Raw genomic sequence first — 20,390 nt, forward strand, 5'->3', positions numbered from 1 at the left:
TGGATACTACTCGTTTTCGTAACGAGCTCTGAACGTTTTTCTCAATTTATTCAAGGCTTGTGAGTGCAGTTGTGAGACTCGGCCCTCGGTTATGTCCATAACCTCGGCGGTCTCCTTCATGTTCAACTCCTCACCATAATACAGAGATATGACCAATTTTTCTCTCGGCGTCAATTCTTCAATGAGATTGGCTACTTTGTCAACAATCTCCTGAAAGGCGGCGGACTGGAACGGTTCGTTGTCGGTCATCTTCTTCTGACCGATGAGATTGTCCTGGAACGAGTCGAGGCTCAGGCAGACCTGGTTGTTGAGCGCCTCCAGCCCTTGCTGGACCTCGCGGTCCGTCATGCCCGTGCGCTCGCAGAGCTGCTCGGGGGTGGCCGGAGAGCCCGTCTCGTGCTCGATCTGGCGCATGGAGTCCTCCAGCACCTTGACCTTCTGTCTCAGCCCCCGCGAGAACCAGTCCATGCGCCGCAACTCGTCAAGCATGGCCCCCTTGATGCGGTTCTCCGAGTAGGTGTCGAACTTGATCCCCAGGTCCGGGTTGAACTTGCCGAGGGCATCCAGAAGGCCGAGGCTGCCCGCGCTGATGAGCTCGTTGAGCTCAACGCTTTGGGGCAGCTTCGCTTTGAGCCGCAGGGCCAGAATCCGGATTTTGGGCGCGTAGAAGCGAACGATGTTTTCCCGGTCCCGCGGCGAAAAATCGTCCCAATGCTTGACGCCCTGCTCCAGCTCAAGCCACGGATCGTTCCCGGAAGAGGAGTTTCTTCCAGAAGAATTTAATATTGCCATCGGTGTTGGGGGTTACCTGCCAGGTCTTGATTTTCTGAGCCGCCTGCCGGACAGCGGAACTGGCCGGCGTTTTGGGAAATTTGTGACAGAACGGGGTCTGGGCGATGACCGAATTGCGGACGTTCTGGTCGTAGGGCACGAACCCGACCAGGTCGAGCGAGATACCGTCCAGGAAGTGGTCGCAGGCGTTGAGCAGCTTGAGGTAGACTTCGCGGGCCGATTTGTTGTCCTTGACCATGTTCACCAGCACGCGGAACCGCTCCACGCCGTGGTGCAGCTTGAGCACCTTGATCAGCGCGTAGGCGTCGGTCAGGGAGGTCGGCTCCGGGGTGATCACCAACAGCCGTTCCTGCACGGCCAGGTTGAAGTAGAGCACGTTGTCGTTGATGCCCGCGCCCGTGTCCACAATCAGGTAGTCCACGTTGTCCTCGAGGGAATCCATGGCGTCCAGCAGGTCGAGCTTCTGGCCCCGGTCCAGGTTGACCATGTCGCTGACCCCGGAGGAGGCCGGGAGGATCTTGAACCCGTAGGGGGTGTCGAAGAGGATCTTGTCCAGGGTCATGTCCTCGTGGAACAGGTGGAAGAGATTGTATTGCGGGTTCAGGCCGAGGATGACGTCCACGTTGGCCAGGCCGAGGTCTGCGTCGAGCAGGACCACGTTCTTGCCCGCGGCGCTCAGGGAATAGGCCAGGTTGACCGACATGTTGGTCTTGCCGACGCCGCCCTTGCCGGAGGTGACGGAGAGGACCAGGGGGAGTTTCGAACTCATGGCGTATGCGTTCTCCTTAAGGTTGAATGTCGCCGTTGGGCAGGGTGCGCATGAACAGCAGCCGCCAGACCATTTCTTCCGACGCGGGCAGGATGCTGTTTTTCAGGCCGGGCCCGTAGGAAAGGGCGGATACCGGCAGACCGCTTGCGAACGCCATGTTCAATATTGCCCCGAATGTACAGGCTTCATCGAGTTTCGTCCAGATAACGCTTGCTAGTTGCTCACTTTTGTATTTGTCCACGAACCGTTCGAACTGGCCCCGGCTGTAATAGGGGTTCAGGACCAGGTGCACGGACAGGTCCCGGCACTCGTTCAGCCCGTACAGGCAGGACCACTCTTCCAGGTTGGTGGCTCCGGACAGGCCGGGCAGGTCGATGAGGACCATGTCGAACTGCTTGGATTCCTGGTGCAGCAGGGCGAAGTCGTCGCGGGTGATGATCTCGCGGAAGGCCAGCCCGCCGAGTTCGGCATAGTGCTTGAGCACCAGGCGGCCTTTGCCGCGTCCGCCGTCGGCCGTGGCCAGGCACAGCCGGGTGCGCGGCCGCTCCTTCTTGATGCGCAGGGCCAGCCGGATGAGGCTGGAGGTCTTGCCCGCGCCGCCGGGGCCGGCAAAGGCGTGAAACTTGTTGGCCCAGGAGCCGACCTTGAACGGGGTCGCCTTGAGCAGTGGGTCCAGGGCGGTCATCACCGCGCAGTCCGGGGTCTCGCGCAGGGTGCAGTAGATGTGGGTCAGGACGCGCTCGTCCACTTCCTCGCGCTCCAGGTATTCCAAGGCGATCTTCTGCTTGGGCGAGAGCCGGGAGGGGTCCATCTGGGGCTTCATCAGGGCCATGATCTGGCCCTTGATCTGGCTCCATTCCCGCTGCCAGCCCACCGAGTCCTGGAGGGCGGCGTCCATCACGCCGTCTCGGGTGTTGCGGCGCGGGCGGGCGGGCTCGCCTTCCACGGCGGCCACTATCTCGCAGCACTTGCACCCGTTTTCGGTGACGGTCTTGTTGGACAGGATCACGGCCTCGTCGCCGAGTTCGGATTTGACCTTGGCAAAGGCGGCCGTGGAGGTGGCGGCCCGGAACGTCTTCATTCTCATAATCTGATCCTACATTTCAACGGTTGCGGCCGACTGAATTTTGACGTCCGCCGGAATCTCGGCCTGCGAGATGACCGGCAGGGTCGGGATGAAGCGGTTGAGCAGTTGTGCGAGCTGCGCCCTGATCTGGGGGATGACCAGCAGGATGGGCTGGCCGTCCGCCACCATGGCGTCTTCGGTGGAGCGGTTGATGGCCTGGATGAGCCGTTGGGCCACGCCCGGCTCCAGCGCCAGATAGCCGCCCTGTTCCGCCGGGCGGATGGCCGAGGCCAGAATCTCGTCCACCTGCGGGCTCAGAGTGATGATCGGCAGGGTGCCGTCGTCGCCCACGTAGGACTTGACGATGGTCCGGCCCATGCGGGCGCGGACGTATTCCGTGAGCTGGCCGGGGTCCTGGGTGACCGGGCCGTAGTCGGCCAGGGTCTCGACGATGGTCAGCAGGTCGCGGATGGACACGTTTTCCTGGACCAGAGCCTGGAGCACCTTCTGTACGCCGCCGATGCTGAGCACGCCGGGGACCAGCGACTCCACGGCCTTGGGCGCGCGCTTGGACAGGTTGTTGAGCAGCTCCTGGGTCTCCTGGCGGCCGAGGAATTCGTGCAGGTTGCGGCGGAAGACCTCGGTGAGGTGGGTGGCGATGACCGTGGACGGATCGACCACGGTGTAGCCGGAGAGCATGGCCTCCTCCTTCTGCGCCTCGGGAATCCAGACGGCGGGAAGGTTGAAGGCGGGCTCCACGGTTTCCACGCCGTCGATGCGGTGCTTGGCGTCGCCCGGGTCCATGGCCAGGTAGTGGTCGATGAGCAGCTCGGCGCTGGCCACCGGGTTGCCCTTGATGAGCACGCGGTATTCGCCCGGCTTGAGCTGAAGGTTGTCCCGCAGGTGCAGGGAGGGCACGACCACGCCCATGTCCAGGGCGAACTGGCGCCGGATGGACCGGATGCGGGAGAGCAGATTGCCGCTCTGCTCCTCGTCCACCAGCGGGATCAGGCCGTAGCCGACCTCCAGCTCCAGCTGGTCCAGGGGCAGCAGGGCCTGGACCTCCTCCGGGGTGTCCAGGGTGGACGCCTGCTTCTGGTCCTTCTCCTCCACGTCCACGGCGAAGCTCTTCTGCTGCTTGGCCGAGAGGCGGGCGACGGTGTAGACGATGACCGCCAGGGTCAGGAACGGAATGGTCGGCATGCCGGGGACGACGCCGAAAATCACCAGAATGCCGGAGACGAGCTTCAGCGCCCTGTGGTGGTAGGAGAGCTGGCCGATGAATTCCTCGCCCATCTTGGCCTCGGCGGCCGCGCGGGAAACGATGATGCCTGCGGAGGTGGAGATGATCAGGGACGGGATGGTGGCCACCAGGCCGTCACCGATGGTCAGCAGGGTGTAGGTCTGGGCCGCGTCCATCCACTGCATGTCCTTTTGGATCACGCCGATGAGGAACCCGCCGATGATGTTGATGGCGGTGATCATCAGGCCCGCCTTGACGTCTCCCGAAACGAACTTGCCCGCACCGTCCATGGCACCGTAGAAGTCCGCTTCGCGGCGCAGGTCCTCGCGTTTCTTGGTGGCCGTTTCCTCGTCGATGAGTCCCGCGTTGAGGTCCGCCTCAATGGCCATCTGCTTGCCCGGCATGGCGTCCAGGGTGAAGCGGGCCGCGACCTCGGCGATACGCGTGGTACCGGTGACGATGACTGTCTTGTTCAGGATGAACAGGATCATGAAGATGACGATGCCGATGACGTAGTTGCCGCCGACAACGAACTCTCCGAAACTCTGGATGACCGACCCCGCGGCCGAGGTGCCCTCGTCGCCGTGCAGCAGGATTGCCCTGGTGGTGGCCACGTTCAGGGCCAGCCGGAGCAGGGTGGTGACCAGCAGCAGGGAGGGAAAGATGGAGAACTCCAAGGGAGAGATCATGAACATGGAGGTGACCAGGATGACCAGCCCCAGGGAGATGGAGACCGAGAGCATGAAGTCGATGAACGGGGTCGGCAGGGGAATGAGCATGACGAAGAGGATGACCACCACGCCGCCTGCGAGGAGGATGTCGCCCTGCTTGGCGAACTTTCCGTAGTCTATGTTGGAAATGGCGGATTTGGCGCTGGGATTGGCCATGTTTTTGACACCTCTCGGACGTTTGAACGTTGTTTGCCGGAGGTGCAGTCTGGCCTTTCTAACCTACTGCCGCCGCTTGAATTTTTCCAGCTTCGCCAGAATCGCGGCCACTGCCTGAAACAGTTCCTCCGGGATGGTCTCCCCGATCTCCACCTGTTTATACAAAGCCTGTGCCAAGGGTTTGTTTTCTTCGATGGGGATGGCGTTTTCCCTCGCAACCTCTTTGATTCGTTCGGCAACGCGGTTCACTCCCTTGGCCAGGACCAGAGGGGCGGGAGCCTTCAGCGGATCATACTGGAGGGCGACGGCGTAGTGGGTCGGGTTGGTGATGACCACGTCCGCCTTGGGGATGTCCTGGAACATGCGCGAGGCCATCATCTCCATCATCTTGCGCCGCTGCTGTTGCTTGACTTTGGGATCACCCTCGGCCTGCTTCCGCTCGTCCTTGATCTCGTCCTTGGTCATCTTGAGCTTCTCTTCGTAGTTCCACCGTTCGTACACGAGGTCGGCAACGGCTATGAGGAGCATCGGGACGAGGGCGTAACAGACCATCTTGTAGCCCATGGAGAGCATGTAAGCGATGATCCCCTCGACGTTGGAGTGGAACAGGGGGAGGAGGTTCGGCATCTCCTGCTTGAGAACGATGTAGGGCGCGATGCCCACGGCGAAGGCCTGAAGCATCGACTTGGCCAGCTTGATGAACGCCTCAGGGCTGATCATGAGTTTCTTGATGCCGCGCGTGATGTTCAGGAGCTTGCCGAACTTGGGTTTCATGGGCTTGGTGGTCCACAGGGAGCCCACCTGGATGCGCAGGGAAATGTAGGCCACAAAGGCGATGACCAGCATGAACGGCAGGACCAGGATGGCGATCTTCGTCAAGCCCCAGGTGAACAGGGTGTAGGCCACGGGCTTGTCCACGTTGAAGTTGATGGCCTCGAGGAAGGTCCAGCGGTAGATCTCGGTGAATTGATCGTAATAGAAGCCGATCATGATCCGCATGAAGATGATGCCGCTCAGCAGGACCATCACCTTGGTGATCTCCTGCCCCTTGGCGACATTGCCTTGATCGCGCTGTTTCTTGCGCTGTTTCGAGGTGGCTTTTTCTGTCCTACTCGGATCTTCCTGGCCGATCATCTGGAACCCCGCCTAGGGTGTGTGCGCCATGCCGAAGGACATCACGTTGCGGTACAGGGCGTCCAGCCCGCCCAGGAAGTCGCCCACGTACTGGGCCATGATGCTGAAGATGAAGCCCAGGAAGAAGAAGCCCACGGTGATCTTGATGGGGAAGCCGAGGACGAGCACGTGCATCTGCGGGGCCGCCCTCGAGATCAGCGCAATGGCCAGGTCAACAAGGAAGAGCGCGGCCATAACCGGCGCGGCGATCTTGATGGCCAGGGTGAACATGATGTTGGAAAATCTGAAGATGTTCGTCGCGATTTCCGGGCTGATCAACAGCGAGCCGGGCGGAACGTATTCAAAGCTCATGCCCATGGCCTTGATCAGGTACAGGTGCCCGTTGAGGACCAGGAAGGTCAGCATGGTGCACATGTACAGGAAGTGGGCCGAGACCGCATTGGATGTCCCGGTGATGGGATCGACCACGTTGACCATGGCGAACCCCATCTGAAAACCGATGATCTGGCCGCCCAGCTGGACCGCGGCGAACAGAAAATTGACGAGCATGCCGAGGATCATTCCGAGGATCATCTCGCCGATGAACATGATCACGATGTTCCAGCCCGTGGGCATCATCGAGCCGGGGAAGGAAAGCTGCGGCCAGACCGCCATGGACAGGACCAATACCAGGGCCGCCTTGACCGGATTGGGGATGGACTGGCCCCCGAAGAACGGCAGCAGGAAGAGCACGATGCTGATGCGGAACAGCGTCAGGAAGTAGCTGAGCAAATCGCCCGGATTGAAGCCGAAGAGTTCCATTACCTGCTCATTGCAAAACCCGAACCATCGGGTTCGAAGGGGTGTTTCTCAAAAGACAGGCCCTTTTGGAAAATCCGGTTCCAAAAGGGCCTGAGGAAATCACGAACGCGCGTCCGGTCTAGTTGAGGATGTACCGTTTGGGATTCACCGGAACGCCGTTGAGGCGCACTTCGTAGTGGAGATGGGGGCCGGTGGAGCGGCCGGTGTTGCCGACGTAGCCGATCAGTTCGCCGCGGGTGACCACCTGGCCGTTCTGGATGGCGATGCGGTGTAGGTGGGCGAAGCGGGTGGACAGGCTGGCGTTGTGCTTCAGCCGGATGGACAGGCCGTAGGAGCCGTCGCGGCCGGAGTAGGTCACGGTGCCGCGCGCCGGGGCGTAGATCGGGGTGCCCCTGGGGGCGGAGATGTCGATGCCCTTGTGAAACTCGCGCTTGCCGGTGAAAGGCGAGGTGCGCCAGGCGAAGCCGGAGGTCACCCAGCCGGAGGTCGGCCAGATGGACGGGGTGGCTTCGAGGATGTTCTTGTTGGAGCGCAGGGTGTGCATGATCTCCTGCTGGCGGACTTCCTCCAGCCGCGCCTCGACGTTCAGCTGGCGCAGGAATTCGTGCATCTTGCGCGCCAGGAGCTCCTGGCGGTAGAGGGGCAGGTATCCCTTGGAGAAATTCTCGTTGGCGGGACCGCCCTTGGGGGCAGCGGCCTGGCTGCCGTCCTGGTCGAGGTTGATCATGACCCGGAGCTTGGAGTCGAAGTCCCTGATGCGGGTCAGGTTGTTCTGCAGCGAGGTGATCTTCTGGGAGAGGGACAGGAGCTGGGTTTTCTGCTCCTGAACGGTCTTCTCGGCGATGTTCAGCCCCTGCTCCAGGCGGGAGTGCTCGACGTACTTGTTCCAAAGAATGGCGTTCCCTGTCGCCATGGCTACAGTCATGACCAACAGGGATACGATAACCCAGCCCCGGAGCTGGAATTTTTTGCAAGAACCTTGTTTGTCTTTAAAGACAACTATATGATATTTTCGGAAAAGCATTACCTTTCCAGCATGTTACAAATTATTTTGGCAGCCTTTTATGAGCTTTGAGTACTTTTAGTCTAGACTTTTTTACTTGTCAAGTCAACTTGTTGGCGGGTTATGGCGTTGAAGATGTTGTTTTTTATCCGTTTGTCCGTGCGCCACATGGAGCGCAGCCATTCGTGAATTTCGTCGCGCTTGGTGAACCCGTTGGAGGGGCAGACGTTTTCCCATACGGGCAGCTCCCACTGCTGGGCCGCCTTGATGACGGTTTTCTTGTCCAGGAGCATGGTCGGGCGGATGACGTTGAGGTTGCCGCCGAAGAACGGCTCGTTGGCCGAGAGGCCGTCCGCGCGGCCGTTCTGAACCACGTTCATGAAGAAGGTGACCACGTTGTCGTCGGCGTTGTGGCCGAAGGCGAGGTGGGTCAGGTTGTAGTCCCGGCACAACTCGAAGAGCCGCTTGCGGCGCTGCATGGCGCACCAGAAGCACGGGGAATTCTTGCGGTTCTCCTCGGTGTGGGCGCGCGGGCCATAGTCCGTCAGCTCGATGTGCGCGGACACGCCGTGCCCGGCGCACCAGTCCACCAGCGGGCGGTGCGAGGCCGGGTCGAAGCCGGGGTTGACGTGCAGGGCCATGAGCTCGACCTTGAACGGCATGATCGCCTGGCGGATGGTCAGGACCTTGAGCATCAGGAAGCTGTCCACGCCGCCGGAGATGGCCATGCCGATGCGCGCGCCGTCCGAGACCATGCCGGTCCGCTGCATGAGCTTGCCGGTGGCGGTGACGCATTTTTTTTGCGCAAAGGTGAGTTTGCCCCATGAGGCCATCTGTCTTTCTCCCGTTTGTTTTGGTATTGAAGCCGGAGCCGGTCAGGCAGATAGTGTATTCCTGCTTGACTTGCAAGCCCTCATGGGGCAGCTTTACAAGCTTTCGCGCATAAGCCGAAAGGGCTTTGTCGCGACCGAAACCAGGTCCCCCCCGGAGGATGCCTGTCTTGAGACGGATACTGCTCTTCGCCGCCATCGTCGTCCTGGCCGTCGCCGCCGGGGGCGCGTACTGGTACAGGACCGTGCTGATGGAGCAAGCAGCCGCGTCCCGTTGGCTTGCACATTCCCTGGACCAGGTCAAGTCCGTCCACGTGCAGGGCGGGGACGAGTCCTACAACCTGGTCCGCCGGGGGCGGCAATGGGAGATCCTGTTGGCCGGGGCCTCCTGGAATCTCGCGGCCCGTGCGGTCAAGGTGAAGGTCAAGGATTTGCTGGCCGGCCTGGCCGAATCGACCCCGCTCCTGTCCTTTGACGGGGCCGGGGGCGACGGGCTGAAGGCGTACGGACTGGATCAGCCGGGGCTGACGATCATCCTCCAGTTCAAGGATGAGGAGGTGCCCCTGACGGTCCGGCTGGCCAAGGGGGAATCCGGCAGGACCTACGGCTGGAACTCCGAGAGCCCGGACCGGGTCTTCGAGTTCGAGGGCAGCGTGTTCGACCGGTTCGCGCATCCCTCCGCCTATTTCCTTGATACCAGGGTTTTTTCTTTCGAGGAGGAAAAGGTGGATAGGGTCCAGTTGACGCAGCCGTTCGGCTCCAGCTGGTTCGTGGAGCAGACGGGACAGGGATTTGTCTTCACTCTGCCCGGCTACCTCAAGGGCAAGAGCGCGTCCAGTTCGGAGATCAAGCTCTATATCCATACCCTGGCTCTGCTCCGGGCTGGCAAGCTGGTGCTTGAGCCGGTGGTTCCGGAAAGGGGCATGGCGGCCCTGACCATAAAGGTCTGGACCAAGGGGGCCAATGACCCCGGGCAGGTGGAGTTTTTCACTATCGAAGGCGATGTGAAGCACTACCTGGGACGTTCCACCTGGCTGACCGTGCCGTTCCTGCTCGACGCGGAGAGCGTCAGCCAGCTGGTGAAGAGCGCCTTCGACGTCCAGGGGAGAAACATCTTCACCCTGGACATCAGCCAGATTTCGGCTCTGGTCATCGAACACGGCGGACGCCGTTATGTGATCGAGCGCGACAATCCGGGCTGGAAGGTCGTGGGCGGGGAAAAAGCCGTCCCCGGCATTGACATGGCGCTCTGGAGATTTACAGAGTTACAGTTCGAGGCGCTGCCGCTCAACAACCTGGCCGCCACCGCTGTGAAACTCATGGACTGCCGCCTGCTGGACGGCGACGGAAAGCCGCTCAAGGAAGTGACCTTCTACGCGGACCCGAAGCTTCCTCAGGGGCAGTGCTGGATGAAGAACGGCGACGGCATGTATTATCCCGTCTCCGCCCGGCTGCTCAAGGACCTGCAGGGCATGTTTCCCGCAGGCTCGGCAAACAAGGAATAACGGCGCTCTACACGACGCCTCTTTTAAGGAGAATAGCATGGCACGGATCACCGTTGAAGATTGTCTGGAGAAAGTGAGCAACCGCTTCCTGATCACCCAGATGGGCATCAAGCGCGTCAAGCAGTACCGCGAAGGGTACGAGCCGCTGATCGACACCAAGAACAAGGAAGTGGTCAACGCCCTGCGCGAGATCGCGGCGGGCAAGGTCGTCCCGGATACCTCCATTGACCTCGATATCGAGAATTCCACCAACGAGGATGCCTAAGTAGCCGGTTATGTCCAAACGCGATTACTACGAAATCCTCGAGGTCGAGCGAACGGCCTCCAAGGACGAGATCAAGACAGCCTACCGCAAGTTGGCCTTCAAGTTCCATCCGGATCGCAATCAGGACGACCCAGACGCCGAGGCCAAGTTCAAGGAGGCCGCCGAGGCCTACGAGGTGCTCGGCAACGAGGAGAAGCGGCGGACCTACGACCGGTTCGGCCATGAAGGCATGAACGGCAACGGGTTTAACGGCTTCTCCAGCAACGAGGACATCTTCGGGGCGTTCAGCGACATCTTCGGAGAGGTCTTCGGCTTCGCCTCCGGCGGACGCGGGGCCAATCGCCCCCGGGCCGGTTCCGACCTGCGCTACAACCTGGAGATTTCCTTCCGCGAGGCCGCCAAGGGCACCGAAGTCGGGATCAAGATCCCGGTGGAGGAATCCTGCGAGTCCTGCGGCGGGTCCGGTGCGGCCCCCGGGTCCTCGCCCCAGATCTGCCCCCAGTGCGGCGGCAGCGGGGCCGTCCAGCAGTCCCAGGGCTTTTTCCGCATTTCCGTGACCTGTCCCCAGTGCCGGGGCGCGGGCCAGATGATCACCGACCCCTGCGACGAATGCATGGGGCGCGGCTCGGTCATCAGGGACAAGGACCTCAACGTCCGCATCCCGGCGGGCGTGGACAACAACTCCCGGCTGCGGCTGCGCGGCGAGGGCGAGGCGGGCTTCAACGGCGGGCCTCCGGGCGACCTCTACGTGGTCATCCGCGTGACCCCGGACGAGACCTTCGAGCGCCAGGGCCAGAACCTGATCCTGTCCCGCGAGATATCCATGATCGAGGCTTCCCTGGGCCATAGGCTGGAGGTCCCGACCCTGGACGATCCCGTGAACCTGGACATCCCGGCCGGCACCCAGTCCGGCGAGGTCTTCCGGCTACGCGGGCTGGGGCTGCCCCACCTGGGCTCCGCTCACAACGGCGACCTGCTGGTGGAGGTCCGGGTCAAGACCCCGACCCACCTGAACAGCCGCCAGGAGGAGCTGCTCCGCGAGTTCGCCGAGATCGAGAAGAGCAAGCTCTCCAACCGGGCCAAGGGATTCTTCAAGAAGGCCAAGAAAAAAGTGATGGGAGAATAGGGCATGGCAGACGGCTTCTCGCATATGGATGATGACGGCAATGCTCGAATGGTGGACGTTTCCGCCAAGAACGACAGCCAGCGCACGGCCATTGTCCGGTGCACGGTCCGGCTTGCGCCGGAGACCCTGCGGCTGCTCAAGGAAGACGCGCTGCCCAAGGGCGACGTGCTGACCACGGCCAAGATCGCGGGCATTCAGGCCGCCAAACGGACCGCCGACCTCATCCCCATGTGCCACCCGCTGCCCATCAGCTACGTGGACGTCCGTTTCACCGTGCTCGACGAGGCCTCGGCCATTGATTTGGAGTGCGAGGTCCGGACCACCTACAAGACCGGCGTGGAGATGGAGGCCCTGGTGGGCTGCCAGATCGCGGCGGCCACCATCTACGACATGTGCAAGGCGGTCCAGAAGGACGTCGTCATCGACGGCGCGCGGCTCGTCTTCAAGTCGGGCGGGAAGTCCGGCACGTTCCGCGCCGAGTAGGGCGCGGCTTACGATAGCGGCGCATCTGCACTTTTTTTCCAGGGGGTTTTCGTCCTCACGTAGGTTTACTACGCTGCGGCGAAAGCCCCCTGAAAGAAAAATGCACAGCTGCATCACTCTCGAAAGCCAATACCGAGTCGTCCAGATATTGAGATGGTCGCTGCCGGGTGTTTGGGAAACCCGAATCGCTCCATTGAGATAAATAATGAAAAAGCCCCGACGGAACTCCGTCGGGGCTTCTTCCTGTGGTGCCGGTCTGCCGAGAAATGGTCAGCTGCTAGGCGCAAAAAAAATCCAGAGCCGAAGCGTATTGGACATACCCGAGGCTCTGGATTTTTAGCAGCAACGACGCAGATGGCCGTTTATCGGCAGACCGGCTACCAGACCATGCGGGTCTGGACGCCGTGTTCGGACATGTATTTCTTGATTTCGGGGATGGTGTATTCGCCGTAGTGGACGATGGAGGCGATGAGGGCGGCGGTGGCCTTGCCCTCGGTCACGGCCTCGACCATGTGCTGGGGGTTGCCCGCGCCGCCGGAGGCGATGACCGGAATGGTTACGGCTTCGGCCACCAGCCGGGTGAGCTCCAGGTCGTACCCGTTCTTCACGCCGTCGGCGTCGATGGAGTTCAGGCAGATCTCGCCCGCGCCCAGCGCCTCGCCGGTCTTGGCCCATTCGATGGCGTCCATGCCCATGTATTTGCGGCCGCCGTGGATGACGATCTCGTAGCCCGATGGGATGTCCTCGGTTACGGGGACGCGCTTGACGTCCATGCCGAGCACCACGCACTGGGAGCCGAACCGGGCCGCGCCCTCGCTGATGATGTCCGGGTTCTTGACCGCGCCGGAGTTGACCGAGACCTTTTCCGCGCCCGCCACGAGCACGTCGCGCATGTCGTCCACGGTGTTGATGCCCCCGCCCACGGAGAACGGGATGAAAATCTGCGAGGCGACCTTTTCGACCACGTCGAGGAAGATGCCGCGCGCCTCGTGGGAGGCGGTGATGTCGTAGAAGACGATCTCATCCGCGCCTTCCTCGTAATATCTCCTGGCGGATTCGACGGGATCGCCGATGTCCACGTTGCCCTCGAACTTGATGCCCTTGGTCAGGCGACCGTTGCGCACGTCCAGGCAGGGAATGACGCGTTTACTGAGCATCCTGGGCCTCCAAACAGTAGTTGTAGAAGTTGCGGAGCATCTTCAGGCCGGGGCGGCCGCTCTTCTCCGGGTGGAACTGGACGGCCCACAACCCCCTGCGGCCATGCACCGAGCAGAAGTCGATGCCGTACCGGGTGGTGCCGATGATGAACTCCTCCTGGGGAGCGGGGTAGTAGCTGTGGACGAAGTAGAAGTCCGCGTCCGGATCGATGCCTTCGAAGAGCTCGCACTCCTTGATCAGTTCGATCTGGTTCCAGCCCATGTGCGGGACGCGGATCTGGATGTCCTCGTAGTCCACCCAGGAGGGGTTGAACAGACGGCATTCGCCGGGGATCACTTCCAGGGCCTTGGTGTCGTTCTCCTCGGAATAGTCCAGGAGAATCTGGCAACCCACGCAGATGCCGAGAACCGGCTTCTTCCGCGCGATCAGCTCTTTGATGACCTCGTCCAGGCCGCCGGATTCCAGTTCTTCCATGGCCTGTCCCGCAGCGCCGACGCCCGGAAAGATGATTCCTGCGGCCGCGTTCAGTTTTTCGGGATCATTGGTAATTTCGTTGGGGATGCCAAGGTGTTCGAGCGCCCTGTGGACGCTGGTCTGGTTCCCAGCCTTGTAGTCGAAGATGACGAGCATCGTAGCCTCCGCTTAAATGTCGGTATGCTACAGCGACTAGTAAAAATAGCCGGGGAAAACAAGGGTTTTTTCTGTCCGCCAAAAATGTATGCCAGGATTGGCAAACGCGGGCGGCGGGTTGCCGGAGCACCCTATCTGGTGAGGATGCGCAGGAGCAGGTCGCCCTTGAGCGGACCGAGCTTGCGGCCCAGTCCCTTGAGCCGGATGGGACGGCCGACCACGAAGTCCTGGGGCAGGGTGACCTCGATGGTCTTCGGTCCCTTGCCGAACGGGTGGTCCACGCTGATCCGCACCTTGCGCCCCGGCATGAGCTGGCTGGCCGGGTAGTAGACGGTCTGCTCGAAATCCATCTGTCCCTTGATCCAACCCTTGATCCCCTTGGAGAAGTCGAGGTTCAGGGTGCGCTCGCCCCAGTGGAGTTGAAGGCTGCGCTTCTTGAGTTCGAGCGGCCCCGTATAGCCGGGCTGCTGCTGGCGGATCTGGGAGTAGATGTCCTCGAAGACCTTCTTGGCAAAGGGATCGTTGAGGATGGTCCGCAGGACCTCTTCCTCGCGATAGTAGTATTTCTGGTTCTTGGCCCGGGCCGAGCGTTCCTGTTCCGGTCGAGGCGGGGCCTTGCGCTGTTGCTTCCGGTACGCCTTGGCCCCCTGGTCCGCCGTGGCCCTGGGGCCTTGGTCGGGCTTGGGCGTCCCCTCCTTGCGCGGCTGGGCCTGGCCCGTCTCGAAGAGCTTCTTGGCGGTGACGTAGGCCTCGTTGACCGTGCGGAACCTGATGGCTGCGCCGGCCTCGGGATTGAGGTCCGGGTGGTATTTGAAGGCCAGCTTGCGGAAGGCGGTCTTCACTTCCTCCAGGGTCGCTCCGGGGGCGAGCTGAAGCTCCTTGAGGCATTCCTGGAGGTTCATGGGTGGGCGCGTCCTTTATTCTTCAGAGATCAGTGCGTTGGGCGAAGTGTCGGGATCATAGCGCAAAAGGTCGTTGGTGTGCAAATACTCGCGTCCCTGGCGGACGAACTCGGCGTGTCCGGCCTCTGGGTTCACGCCGGGACAGTATTCCTGGATCATCTCCCAGCTGGTCTCGTCGACCAGGTTGCCCCGGAAGTACGGCCAGGCGCGGCAGATGTCCGGCCTGCCCGGGTGCACGGAGCAGCCTTCGCGGTAAAAGACGCAGTAGTCGTCCTCGCCCGCGTTCAGGTGCAGCTTGCCGCCGCGCTGATGGCAGTAGCGGGAGATCAGCTCCTCTTCGGTCACGGACAGGTGGGCGGCCAGCCTCCGGCGGTCCTTGCCGGTCATGACGATGCCGCCTTCGCCCTGGCAGCAGTGGCCGCACATGCGGCATTCGAACGCTTCGATCATCGGGATATCCCCATGGCCTGGAATTCGACCTTGGTGCAGCGGTCCTCGACCACGGTTATGGGACTTCTGGCGAGGATCTGCCTGGCTTCGGGGCTGGTGATGCCGGACTGCATCCAGAAGACCCTGGGCAGCGGGTTCATGTCCAGGACCTCGTAGGCGTGGTCCGCGCAGAACTGGGGCGCGCGGAAGATGTCCACCAGGTCCACCGGCACGGGAATGTCGGCCAGAGTGGGGTAGGTGGTCAGCCCCCAGACGTCGCTGCGCTTGGGGTGGACCGGGATGACCTCGAAGCCCATGTCGATGAGCGCGCGGCCCACCATGTCCACGGGTCGTCCCGGCTTGTCCACAGCCCCGACCACGGCGATGGTCTTGACCTCGCGCAGCAGGGGGGCTAGCTCTTTCATGTCGATCAACATCGTTCGATACCTCGCTGTAGGGAGAAGGTTCTTGTACAGCAAACCCTCCCGATTGCCTAGTCGATATATCCCCGAAGGAGTTTTCATGTTCGAAGCCATCGCCCGCATTCCCGAAGCAGAACTCGCCCGGCGGCAGGACGCCGTCCGTACCCATCTGGCCGACGTGGCCCCCGGCGCCGGAGGTCTCCTCGTCTTTTCCCGGCTGAATATCTACTACCTGACAGGAACCTACGGCCAGGGGGTGCTCTGGCTGCCGCTTACGGGCGAGCCGGTGCTGCTCATCCGCAAGGGCGTCAACCGGGCCAGGCTGGAAGCGGGCGGCTGCACCGTCCTGCCGTACAAGTCGTATTCGGAGCTGCCGGGGTTGTGCGCCGACGCGGGCAGTCCGTTCACCCGGACCCTGGCCGCGGTCATGTCCGGCCTGACCTGGCAGCTGGGGCTGATGCTGGCGAACAAGCTCAAGAATTACGAGATCGTGTCCGGCGACCACGCCGTGGCCCTGGCCAAGATGGTCAAGTCCGAATACGAGTTGGAGATCCTGCGCCGCTGCGGCGCGAAGCACCACCTCTGCCTGTACGACCTGCTGCCGAAAAAGATGCGCCCCGGCATGACCGAGCGGGAGATCGCCCACCTCGCCTGGGAGACGTTCTTCTCCGAGGGACACATGGGCATTCTACGCATGCAGGCCCACGGCGAGGAGGCGTTCCTGGGCCATGTGTCAGCCGGTGACTCCGGGAATTATCCCAGCGGGTTCAACGGCCCCCTGGGGTTGCGCGGCGAACATCCGGCCTCGGCCCTGATGGGCAACGCGAACAAGATATGGGAACCGGGCGAGCCGCTCATGCTCGACATCGGCTTCCAGCTGGAGGGCTACCACACGGACAAGACCCAGGCCTATTTTGCGGGCAGCGTCGACTCCATCCCGGACGAGGTCCGGAAGGCGCACGACTTCTGCATGGAGCTCCAGGACTGGATGTGCGCCGCGGCCAAACCCGGCGTGACCCCGGAGGAGCTGTACCTGTACTGCCTGGACCAGGCGGAGCGGCGCGGATTTGCCGAGGGGTTCATGGGGTTGGACGAGAACCAGGTCCCCTTCGTGGGCCACGGCATCGGCCTGACCATCGACGAGTTTCCGCCCGTGGCCAAGGGCTTTTCCCTGCCGCTTCAGCAGGGCATGGTCCTGGCCCTGGAGCCCAAGCAGTCCATCCGGGGCGTGGCCATGGTCGGCGTGGAGAACACCTTCGAGATCACGGCCGACGGGTGCCGGTGCATCTCCGGCGATCGGTACGACATGATCCCCGTGGAGTAGGATTATAACGAGGTTGTAATGGGGCCGAGGGCAGGATACGGTCGTAATCCACTCTCAATTTAAAAGGATTTTGATAAGGAATACGACAGGATGACATATTCACAGATATTCACCGTAAAGGACGGCTACCTGCTGTGCATCACCGACGGCGAAGTTTTGGATTCCGAGTCGTTCATACGCTGGGGGCTGGCGCTCGTGGCCAAGGCCCAGGAGACCCGCGCGTCCAAGGTGCTGGTGGATAACCGGACCTTCAAGCTTCGGTTGACTCCCCTTGATGTCATCACCTTTGCCGACCACATGGAGAAAATCGGCGGGAACAGGCTCGGTCTTCGGCTGGCGGTAATCTCCTGCGTCCAGAACCTCGACGTGAGCCGCCTGGTGGAGACCGCCCTGGTCAACCGTTCGGCCAGCTACAAGAGTTTCCTCAACCAGAAGGAAGCCCAGGAATGGCTCCTGGGCCAGCCCCGGAACTGATGCAAGAAAAAGGCTCCCTGAAGGGAGCCTTTTTCATTGGCTGGCGCCGGGTTTCCATTCGCAGGCCGCCTATTCGTAGGCCGCCTCGAAGATGGCGATGACGTCCTCCATGGACATGCTCACCGGGGTGATGTCGAAGAGCGCGCCCATGGTGGTCAGGGCGTTTTCGGCCAGCATCGGTATTTCCTCGCGGGTCACGCCGTAGTCCGAGAGTTTCTCGTCGGCCAGTCCGATGTCGGTGATCAGCTTGTCCAGGGCGTCCAGGAAGGCCACGCCGCTCACTTCCTCGTCCAGGGACTCCTCCAGGGTGTCGCCCATGGCCAGGGCCAGGTCGCCGAGGCGCTCCTCGCCGTTGGCGGCCAGGAAGCCGAAGTACGCCTTGGAGAGCAGCACCAGGCCCGCGCCGTGGGGCAGGTCCGGGTGGAAGGCGGACAGGGCGTGCTCCATGGAATGTTGCGAGATGCACGAGGAATAGGACTCGCACAGCCCGGCGGCGGTGCACGCCCAGGCCATGATGGTCCGTGCCTCCAGGTTGTCGCCCTCGGCCACTGCCTGGGGCAGGGTGTGGGCGATGAGATGGACCGCCTCCAGGGCGAGCATGTCGCTGGCGGGCTGGCGGCAGGTGGCCAGGTACGCCTCGGTGGCGTGGAAGAAGGCGTCCATGCCGGTGTAGGCGGTCTGCTTGGGCGGCACCGAGCGCATCAGCTCCGGGTCCACGATGGACAGGGCCGGGAAGGTGGCGTCGTTGCCCCAGCCGATCTTTTCGAAGGAATCGGTGCCGGATTTGGTGATCACGGTCCAGGGGTCGGCCTCGGTGCCGGTGCCGGCCGTGGTCGGGATGGCCACGATGGGCAGGGCGTCGTTTTCGGGCTCCTGGCCGCCGCCGGAACCGGACTGCATGTAGTCCCAGTATTTGCCTTTGTTCGCGGCCATGGTGGCGATGGCCTTGGCCGAGTCGATGGTGGACCCGCCGCCCAGGCCGACCACGAAGTCCACGCCCTTGTCCCGGCAGATGGCCGCCGCCTCGTCCACGGCGTCGGATTCCGGGTTGGGCTTGATCTTGTCGAAGACGATGGTCTGGACGTCCTGCTTGGAGAGCAGGGACTGGACGCGGGAGAGGTAGCCCTGGCGGACCATGACCCCGGACTCGCCGATGACGATCATGGCCTTTCCGCCCCGGGGCAGGTACGGGGTGTCGCCGAGTTGGTCCAGGGTGCCGGGGCCGAAGATGATCCGGGTTGGCATATAATATTGGAAGTTGAGCACGGTCATTCTCCTTGTTTGTTTTCGTATGGTTAGAGCGAGCCGAGCAGCCGTTCGAGCTGGTCGGCCGTGTACAGGTCGCGAATGACTACCGGAGCATTGCGGTTGTCGGCCCGGAAGACCGCCGCAGTGGGCAGGCTGCGGCTGCCCAGCGCCGCAAGGAACGCCTCGGCTTCGGGGTCGCGTTCGGTCATGTCCACCTTGACGAAGCGGATGCCGTAGCGCTCCTTCCAGGCGGTCACGTTGTCCCGGGTCATGACCGTGGCCTCCAGCACCTTGCAGGTGGGACACCAGTCGGCGGTGAACTCCACCAGGAAATTGCCTTTGCCCAGCTCCGCGTTGAGGGCCACCGGATCAAACGGTTCCCAAGGGTCCGATTCCACCGGGGCCGGAGTGGTCCAGTACACGGACATGGCCAGGAGGACAAGTATGGTCGTGCGCAGGATGAGCTGCGTGGTCTGCTTTGCGGTCCGCGTCCTGACCCAAAGCCAGCCGCCGAACAGGATGACCCACAGTGGCGCGAGAAGGCGTGCGCTCTGGCCGCCCAGGGCGATGCCTACGAGGTAGAAGGCGGTGGCGAGCAGGAAGAAGGCGATGCCCTTCTCCACGTATTCGATCCACGGCCCGGACCGGGGCAGGAAGCGGGACAGGCCGGGGTTGGCGATGAGCAGCAGGTAGGGCGCGGACATGCCGAGACCGATGGAGATGAAGACCGTGGTGATGACCAGCGGTCCCTGGATGAGCGACCAGCCGAGCACGCCGCCCAGGAACGGGCCGCTGCAAGGGGTGGCCAGCAGGGTGGTCAGCATGCCGGTGAAGAACGCCTGCTTGCGGGGATTCGCGTGTCCGGCACCGAACTTGAGGTCGATGACCGGCAGGTGGAACAGGCCGAACAGGCTGAGGGCCAATGCGCCCATGACGCCGGCCACGGTCATGACCAGCCAGCGGTTCTGGAACAGCGCGCCCCAGGCCGAACCGGTCCAGCCCAGTACCGCGGCCAGGATCAGGAAGAAGGTCAGAACGCCGAGCACGAAGAAGACGTTGTGTTCGCGGAACGCCCGGATCGGATCGCTGCCGCCCTTCGCGCCCGTGCCGAGCAGGGCCGTGAGCTTCAGGCTGACCACCGGCAGCACGCATGGCATGATGTTCAGGATCAGCCCGGCCAGCAGCCCCATGAGCACGGCCGAGAGCAGCCCGCCGACCTCCAGGCCGGGCTGGAAGTAGACCGGGTCGAACCGCCAGTCCACGATGGCCCGCTCCGCCTCGTCGGCGGCGTCGGCGGCCAGGGTCTGGATGGTCTCCGTGTTCTGGGCCATCTGGCGGAACTCCGCCCACCACGGCTGGGACGGCGCCTGGGGCAGGGTGGCGCGGTCGAGCCCGTCCTCGCCGTAGGTCAGCTCCACCCGCGCCGGGACGCATTTGGTGGGGTGGCACAGGAGCAGGTCCAGCTTCATGGCCACCGGGAAAGCCGGGCGTACGGTATCCGGGACCACCACGAAGAGGGTCGTCCCGTTCGTGTAGGCGGCCACGAGAATCGTGGGATCGTAGGTGTCCGGTTTTTCCTTGCCCTTGGGGTAGAGCACCTTGAGGGTGGTCCCGTTTGCGGCCGTGGCCGTGAGCCGCGTGGGCTTGCCCGTTTCGCCGGGAATGTTGGAGTAGGCGTACCAGCCCTCTTCGATGTTCAGGGTCAAAGCCAGGATGACCGCGCCGGGAAAATCCGCCCCGAAGGTGCGCGGTTCCAGCGAGTACGCCTGGACGGCCGTGGTCATGGCCAGGGAAGACGGCTGAATCTGGGCCTTGCCGGGCGATGCGGAGAGGAGCAGGGCGATGGTGAGAAACAGGCTGAAAAGTGGCTTGGTTAGGGACATTTCGATCCTATGTGAA

General features: G+C 62.5%; 21 protein-coding genes. 6 read left to right on the forward strand and 15 right to left on the reverse strand.

The annotated features are described in order from the left end of the window. Positions 1-6 precede the first annotated feature (6 nt). From AWY79_RS11050 to AWY79_RS11085, 8 genes are all read right to left on the reverse strand, one after another. Entirely contained in the window at positions 7-792 is a 786-nt protein-coding gene (locus AWY79_RS11050; RefSeq protein WP_066803678.1) for a FliA/WhiG family RNA polymerase sigma factor, read from the reverse strand. After that, positions 734-1,561, reverse strand: a complete 828-nt coding sequence (locus AWY79_RS11055) for a MinD/ParA family protein (RefSeq protein WP_066803682.1) — start codon at positions 1,559-1,561, stop codon at positions 734-736. The genes AWY79_RS11050 and AWY79_RS11055 overlap by 59 nt, the downstream gene beginning before the upstream one ends. Positions 1,562-1,577: 16 nt before the next feature. Next, positions 1,578-2,648 carry a flagellar biosynthesis protein FlhF gene (locus tag AWY79_RS11060; RefSeq protein WP_066803685.1) on the reverse strand — a complete coding sequence of 357 codons (1,071 nt, stop codon included), beginning with the start codon at positions 2,646-2,648 and terminating at the stop codon, positions 1,578-1,580. A gap of 9 nt (positions 2,649-2,657) precedes the next feature. Continuing rightward, positions 2,658-4,757, reverse strand: a complete 2,100-nt coding sequence (gene flhA, locus AWY79_RS11065; RefSeq protein ID WP_066803688.1) for a flagellar biosynthesis protein FlhA — start codon at positions 4,755-4,757, stop codon at positions 2,658-2,660. 63 nt (positions 4,758-4,820) lie between these two features. Next, positions 4,821-5,891, reverse strand: a complete 1,071-nt coding sequence (gene flhB / locus AWY79_RS11070; RefSeq protein ID WP_078063757.1) for a flagellar biosynthesis protein FlhB — start codon at positions 5,889-5,891, stop codon at positions 4,821-4,823. A gap of 12 nt (positions 5,892-5,903) precedes the next feature. Beyond that, positions 5,904-6,692 carry a flagellar biosynthetic protein FliR gene (gene fliR / locus AWY79_RS11075; protein ID WP_066803690.1) on the reverse strand — a complete coding sequence of 263 codons (789 nt, stop codon included), beginning with the start codon at positions 6,690-6,692 and terminating at the stop codon, positions 5,904-5,906. A gap of 118 nt (positions 6,693-6,810) precedes the next feature. Then, positions 6,811-7,716: a M23 family metallopeptidase gene (locus AWY79_RS11080; RefSeq protein ID WP_066803692.1), complete on the reverse strand. Its 906-nt coding sequence runs from the start codon at positions 7,714-7,716 to the stop codon at positions 6,811-6,813. Between the two features lie 62 nt (positions 7,717-7,778). Further along, positions 7,779-8,528 carry a tRNA lysidine(34) synthetase gene (locus AWY79_RS11085; RefSeq protein ID WP_066803694.1) on the reverse strand — a complete coding sequence of 250 codons (750 nt, stop codon included), beginning with the start codon at positions 8,526-8,528 and terminating at the stop codon, positions 7,779-7,781. Positions 8,529-8,695: 167 nt separating this feature from the next. Here AWY79_RS11085 and AWY79_RS11090 point away from each other — a divergent pair, with 167 nt between their 5' ends. From AWY79_RS11090 to moaC, 4 genes are read left to right on the forward strand one after another with little or no spacing between them, the layout of a single operon-like run. Beyond that, positions 8,696-10,030: a DUF4340 domain-containing protein gene (locus tag AWY79_RS11090; protein ID WP_066803696.1), complete on the forward strand. Its 1,335-nt coding sequence runs from the start codon at positions 8,696-8,698 to the stop codon at positions 10,028-10,030. Between the two features lie 37 nt (positions 10,031-10,067). Continuing rightward, positions 10,068-10,295 carry a DNA-directed RNA polymerase subunit omega gene (rpoZ, locus tag AWY79_RS11095; protein WP_066803698.1) on the forward strand — a complete coding sequence of 76 codons (228 nt, stop codon included), beginning with the start codon at positions 10,068-10,070 and terminating at the stop codon, positions 10,293-10,295. A gap of 10 nt (positions 10,296-10,305) precedes the next feature. Then, positions 10,306-11,421 carry a molecular chaperone DnaJ gene (dnaJ, locus tag AWY79_RS11100; RefSeq protein ID WP_066803700.1) on the forward strand — a complete coding sequence of 372 codons (1,116 nt, stop codon included), beginning with the start codon at positions 10,306-10,308 and terminating at the stop codon, positions 11,419-11,421. A 3-nt stretch (positions 11,422-11,424) separates the two neighbouring features. Next, positions 11,425-11,904, forward strand: a complete 480-nt coding sequence (moaC, locus tag AWY79_RS11105; RefSeq protein WP_066803702.1) for a cyclic pyranopterin monophosphate synthase MoaC — start codon at positions 11,425-11,427, stop codon at positions 11,902-11,904. A 377-nt stretch (positions 11,905-12,281) separates the two neighbouring features. Here the strand turns inward: moaC and hisF are convergent, their stop codons facing one another. The 5 genes from hisF to AWY79_RS11130 all read right to left on the reverse strand — a co-directional run bounded on the left by hisF (position 12,282) and on the right by AWY79_RS11130 (position 15,460). Beyond that, a complete protein-coding gene (gene hisF / locus AWY79_RS11110; RefSeq protein ID WP_066803704.1) occupies positions 12,282-13,061 on the reverse strand; it encodes an imidazole glycerol phosphate synthase subunit HisF in 780 nt (259 codons plus the stop codon). Further along, positions 13,051-13,692, reverse strand: coding sequence for an imidazole glycerol phosphate synthase subunit HisH (hisH, locus tag AWY79_RS11115; protein WP_066803706.1), 642 nt, complete (start codon positions 13,690-13,692; stop codon positions 13,051-13,053). Before hisH ends, hisF begins: the two co-directional genes overlap by 11 nt. Before the next feature lie 131 nt (positions 13,693-13,823). Further along, positions 13,824-14,594, reverse strand: coding sequence for a J domain-containing protein (locus AWY79_RS11120; protein WP_066803709.1), 771 nt, complete (start codon positions 14,592-14,594; stop codon positions 13,824-13,826). A 15-nt stretch (positions 14,595-14,609) separates the two neighbouring features. Further along, positions 14,610-15,044 carry a YkgJ family cysteine cluster protein gene (locus AWY79_RS11125; protein ID WP_066803712.1) on the reverse strand — a complete coding sequence of 145 codons (435 nt, stop codon included), beginning with the start codon at positions 15,042-15,044 and terminating at the stop codon, positions 14,610-14,612. Further along, on the reverse strand, positions 15,041-15,460 hold the full coding sequence (locus AWY79_RS11130) for a CoA-binding protein (protein WP_066803716.1): 420 nt from the start codon (positions 15,458-15,460) through the stop codon (positions 15,041-15,043). Before AWY79_RS11130 ends, AWY79_RS11125 begins: the two co-directional genes overlap by 4 nt. An 85-nt stretch (positions 15,461-15,545) precedes the next feature. On the opposite strand from AWY79_RS11130, the gene AWY79_RS11135 reads away from it, so the two are divergent. Both AWY79_RS11135 and AWY79_RS11140 read left to right on the forward strand, forming a co-directional pair. Then, positions 15,546-16,769, forward strand: coding sequence for a M24 family metallopeptidase (locus AWY79_RS11135; protein ID WP_066803719.1), 1,224 nt, complete (start codon positions 15,546-15,548; stop codon positions 16,767-16,769). A 90-nt stretch (positions 16,770-16,859) separates the two neighbouring features. After that, positions 16,860-17,243: a hypothetical protein gene (locus tag AWY79_RS11140; RefSeq protein WP_066803721.1), complete on the forward strand. Its 384-nt coding sequence runs from the start codon at positions 16,860-16,862 to the stop codon at positions 17,241-17,243. A gap of 69 nt (positions 17,244-17,312) precedes the next feature. On the opposite strand, the gene AWY79_RS11145 is transcribed toward AWY79_RS11140, so the two are convergent. Then, positions 17,313-18,509, reverse strand: a complete 1,197-nt coding sequence (locus AWY79_RS11145) for an iron-containing alcohol dehydrogenase (RefSeq protein WP_066807185.1) — start codon at positions 18,507-18,509, stop codon at positions 17,313-17,315. 29 nt (positions 18,510-18,538) lie between these two features. Then, complete coding sequence (locus tag AWY79_RS11150) at positions 18,539-20,374, reverse strand: protein-disulfide reductase DsbD family protein (protein ID WP_066803724.1); 1,836 nt, start codon at positions 20,372-20,374, stop codon at positions 18,539-18,541. Positions 20,375-20,390: the final 16 nt, after the last annotated feature.

This window comes from Pseudodesulfovibrio indicus (assembly GCF_001563225.1).
Lineage (GTDB): Bacteria > Desulfobacterota > Desulfovibrionia > Desulfovibrionales > Desulfovibrionaceae > Pseudodesulfovibrio > Pseudodesulfovibrio indicus.

What these genes read in the sequence shown, in the direction of transcription:
- AWY79_RS11050 (WP_066803678.1), bottom strand. Translation starts at nt 792, where the DNA reads ATGGCAATATTAAATTCTTCTGGAAGAAACTCCTCTTCCGGGAACGAT.
- AWY79_RS11055 (WP_066803682.1), bottom strand. Translation starts at nt 1,561, where the DNA reads ATGAGTTCGAAACTCCCCCTGGTCCTCTCCGTCACCTCCGGCAAGGGC.
- AWY79_RS11060 (WP_066803685.1), bottom strand. Translation starts at nt 2,648, where the DNA reads ATGAGAATGAAGACGTTCCGGGCCGCCACCTCCACGGCCGCCTTTGCC.
- flhA (WP_066803688.1), bottom strand. Translation starts at nt 4,757, where the DNA reads ATGGCCAATCCCAGCGCCAAATCCGCCATTTCCAACATAGACTACGGA.
- flhB (WP_078063757.1), bottom strand. Translation starts at nt 5,891, where the DNA reads ATGATCGGCCAGGAAGATCCGAGTAGGACAGAAAAAGCCACCTCGAAA.
- fliR (WP_066803690.1), bottom strand. Translation starts at nt 6,692, where the DNA reads ATGGAACTCTTCGGCTTCAATCCGGGCGATTTGCTCAGCTACTTCCTG.
- AWY79_RS11080 (WP_066803692.1), bottom strand. Translation starts at nt 7,716, where the DNA reads ATGCTTTTCCGAAAATATCATATAGTTGTCTTTAAAGACAAACAAGGT.
- AWY79_RS11085 (WP_066803694.1), bottom strand. Translation starts at nt 8,528, where the DNA reads ATGGCCTCATGGGGCAAACTCACCTTTGCGCAAAAAAAATGCGTCACC.
- rpoZ (WP_066803698.1), top strand. Translation starts at nt 10,068, where the DNA reads ATGGCACGGATCACCGTTGAAGATTGTCTGGAGAAAGTGAGCAACCGC.
- dnaJ (WP_066803700.1), top strand. Translation starts at nt 10,306, where the DNA reads ATGTCCAAACGCGATTACTACGAAATCCTCGAGGTCGAGCGAACGGCC.
- moaC (WP_066803702.1), top strand. Translation starts at nt 11,425, where the DNA reads ATGGCAGACGGCTTCTCGCATATGGATGATGACGGCAATGCTCGAATG.
- hisF (WP_066803704.1), bottom strand. Translation starts at nt 13,061, where the DNA reads ATGCTCAGTAAACGCGTCATTCCCTGCCTGGACGTGCGCAACGGTCGC.
- hisH (WP_066803706.1), bottom strand. Translation starts at nt 13,692, where the DNA reads ATGCTCGTCATCTTCGACTACAAGGCTGGGAACCAGACCAGCGTCCAC.
- AWY79_RS11120 (WP_066803709.1), bottom strand. Translation starts at nt 14,594, where the DNA reads ATGAACCTCCAGGAATGCCTCAAGGAGCTTCAGCTCGCCCCCGGAGCG.
- AWY79_RS11125 (WP_066803712.1), bottom strand. Translation starts at nt 15,044, where the DNA reads ATGATCGAAGCGTTCGAATGCCGCATGTGCGGCCACTGCTGCCAGGGC.
- AWY79_RS11130 (WP_066803716.1), bottom strand. Translation starts at nt 15,460, where the DNA reads ATGTTGATCGACATGAAAGAGCTAGCCCCCCTGCTGCGCGAGGTCAAG.
- AWY79_RS11135 (WP_066803719.1), top strand. Translation starts at nt 15,546, where the DNA reads ATGTTCGAAGCCATCGCCCGCATTCCCGAAGCAGAACTCGCCCGGCGG.
- AWY79_RS11140 (WP_066803721.1), top strand. Translation starts at nt 16,860, where the DNA reads ATGACATATTCACAGATATTCACCGTAAAGGACGGCTACCTGCTGTGC.
- AWY79_RS11150 (WP_066803724.1), bottom strand. Translation starts at nt 20,374, where the DNA reads ATGTCCCTAACCAAGCCACTTTTCAGCCTGTTTCTCACCATCGCCCTG.